At 70.0% G+C, this 2,787-nt stretch carries 2 protein-coding genes; both read right to left on the bottom strand.

The window, feature by feature from the left end; translation table 11 throughout:
* A partial coding sequence (locus ACFXB5_RS53275) for a beta-ketoacyl synthase N-terminal-like domain-containing protein (protein WP_385223239.1) occupies positions 1-974 on the bottom strand: 974 nt, incomplete at its 3' end.
* The coding region (locus ACFXB5_RS53270; protein ID WP_385223237.1) for an SDR family NAD(P)-dependent oxidoreductase at positions 974-2,787 on the bottom strand (1,814 nt) is incomplete at its 5' end. The genes ACFXB5_RS53270 and ACFXB5_RS53275, both read right to left, overlap by 1 nt.

Here is a 2,787-nt window from a genome sequence, read left to right as displayed (position 1 = left end):
GCACTCGCCAACGCCGCCCGAATCACCCGCTGCTGCGACGGACCATTCGGCGCCGACAAACCATTACTCGCACCATCCTGGTTCACCGCACTACCGGAGATCACCGCGAGCACCCGGTGCCCACGCTCACGCGCATCGGACAGCCGCTCCAGCACCAGGACACCGACGCCCTCGCCCCAACCGGTGCCATCAGCGGCCTCAGCGAACGGCTTGCACCGCCCATCGGCAGCCAACCCCCGCTGCCGCGCGAACTCCACGAAAGTCTCCGGGGTGGCCATCACCGTGACGCCACCCGCGAGCGCGATCCCGCATTCCCCGGACCGCAGCGCCTGCGCCGCAAGGTGAATCGCCATCAGCGACGACGAGCATGCGGTGTCCACCGACACCGCAGGCCCCTGCAGACCCAGCGAGTACGCCACCCGGCCCGACGCCACACTCGCGGCAGTCCCGGTCATCACATAACCGTCGGCGCCAGTTTGTTCCCCGGCCTGGTAGCCCGAGGCGATGATGCCGGCGTAGACACCCGTGTCGGTGCCCTTCAGCGAACCCGGCTCGATCCCCGCGTCCTCCAGCGCCTCCCAACACGTCTCCAACAGCAACCGCTGCTGCGGATCCATCCCCAACGCCTCACGCGGACTGATCCCGAAGAACTCCGCATCGAACCCACCAGCGCCGTCAAGGAACCCACCCACCCGGGCGAAGGAGGTGCTCTCGTCGCCGGGGTCGGAGCCGTCCAGGCGTTCCAGGTTCCAGTCGCGATCAACCGGGAATCCCGACATCGCGTCGGTGCCTCCGGCGATCAGCTGCCAGAAGCCCTCCGGGCCCTCGACCCCGCCCGGGAACCGGCACCCCATACCCACGATCGCCACCGGCTCATGCTCGCGTGCTTCCATGTGCCTGAGGCGCTTGCGCATCTGGACGAGTTCAGCCGACGTCTTCTTCAGGTAGTCGAAGAGCTTTTCCTGATTCTCCATTAAAGGGCTTCCTCATCGACTCGTCGATCAAAGTCATCCGGTTCCGACTCATGCAATCGGAATTCTTTGTCAAGGAAATCAAATACTTCATCAGGAGTAGCTGAATCAAACTCTATGGAAGCGTCATCGGACTCGGCCGCCGATTGGACCTCGCCCTGCGCATCCATCCATTTGGACAGCATTCCGCGCAGGATCCTCGTGATTCCGTCGGGCGCCTCGCATGTTGCCGCCAGGTTCAGGAGACGGGATTCGAGCTGGCTGAGCTCGGCGATCATCGGGGCCGTCCCCGCCTCGCCGTCGGCGACCATTCCCGGCCGCAGGTACTCGGCGACCGCGGCCGGTGTCGGGTAGTCGAAGACCAGGGTGGCGGGCAGGCTCAGGCCCGTCTCGGCCGACAGCCGGTTGCGGAGCTCCAGCGCGGTCAGGGAGTCGATGCCCATCTCACGGAAGGCACGCTGCGGATCGACGTCCCCGGGGTCGGCATGGCCCATGACGACAGCGACAGCGGCCCGGACGATCTGCAGGACCTCCTGCTCACGCTCTGCGGGACTGAGCGCCGCCAACCGGGCCGCCCACCTGGCCGCCAAGCCGGCCGCAGCCGCGGCCACAGCTGCGGTCGGACGTGCGGAGACACCGGCGACCAGGCCGCGCAGCAGCGGAGGCAACGGCCCCCCGGCACGCGACAGCGCGGCCAGGTCCAGTCGGGCCGGGACCGCCAAGGGGGCGCCCAGCGCGGCGGCGGCCTCGAACAGTGCCAGGCCCTGAACGGTCGTCATGGGCTGGATGCCGCCACGACGCAGGCGGGACAGACCGGTTCCGTCGAGGTGCCCGGTCATCTCCGACGCCTGAGCCCACAGCCCCCAGGCAAGCGACTGGCCGGCCAACTGCCGGTCGCGGCGCTGGGTGGCCAGCGCGTCCAGGAACGCGTTGGCGGCGGAGTAACTTCCTTGGCCGGGGCTCCCCAGGATGGAAGCTGCCGAGGAGTAGAGCACGAAGCCCGCCAGGCCCGCACCCTCGGTCAGCTCGTGCAGGTTCCAGGCCGCGTCGGCCTTGGCGGCCAGCACCGTCGCCATCCGCTCGGGCGTCAGCGACTCCACCGTCACGTCGTCGATCACACCGGCGGCATGCACCACGGCGGTCAACGGCCGATCCGTCGCGATCCTGGCCAACACCGAGGCGAGGACGTCACGGTCGGCGGCATCGCCGGCCTGCACCCGAACCTCCGCGCCCGACCGTGCCAACTCCACGACCAGGCGGGCCGCCCCCGGCGCGGCCGGGCCGCGCCGCGACATCAGCACCAGGTGCCGCATGCCACGGGCATCCACCAAGTGCCGGGCCAACTCCCCACCCAGCGTGCCCGTTCCACCCGTGACGAGCACCGTGCCCTGCGCATCCCACTCGGCGGGCGCGGTCCCGGGCTCCTCCGTCCCGGCCCGGACCAGCCGCCGCCCGAACGCCACGACACCCCCGCCGTCAGCAGCGGGACGGACGCAGACCTCAGGCTCGCCGGCTTCCAGTGCCACAGCCAGGACGGTGTCCACGTCGGCGTCACGGTCCGGGTCCAGGCCGGTTGACGGGTCGACGTCGACCAGCAGGAGGCGGCCGGGGTGCTCGGACTGGGCCGAGCGGACCAGGCCCGCCACCGCAGCGCCCGCCAGGTCCTGTCCGGCGGCCGCGCCCTGGGTCCAGACCACCAACCGCGAATCGTCCGTCTCGGGATCGGCCAGCCACTGCTGCACCCAACCCAACACCGTCGCGGCAGCCAGCTGAGCCGCCTGAGGCGCATACGCCCCGGGCTCTGCAGCCGTAACCA

Origin of the sequence: Streptomyces sp. NPDC059455 (assembly GCF_042750115.1) — a bacterium.
GTDB classification, from domain to species: domain Bacteria; phylum Actinomycetota; class Actinomycetes; order Streptomycetales; family Streptomycetaceae; genus Streptomyces; species Streptomyces endocoffeicus.
This window is presented reverse-complemented; position numbering and strand designations above follow the sequence as displayed.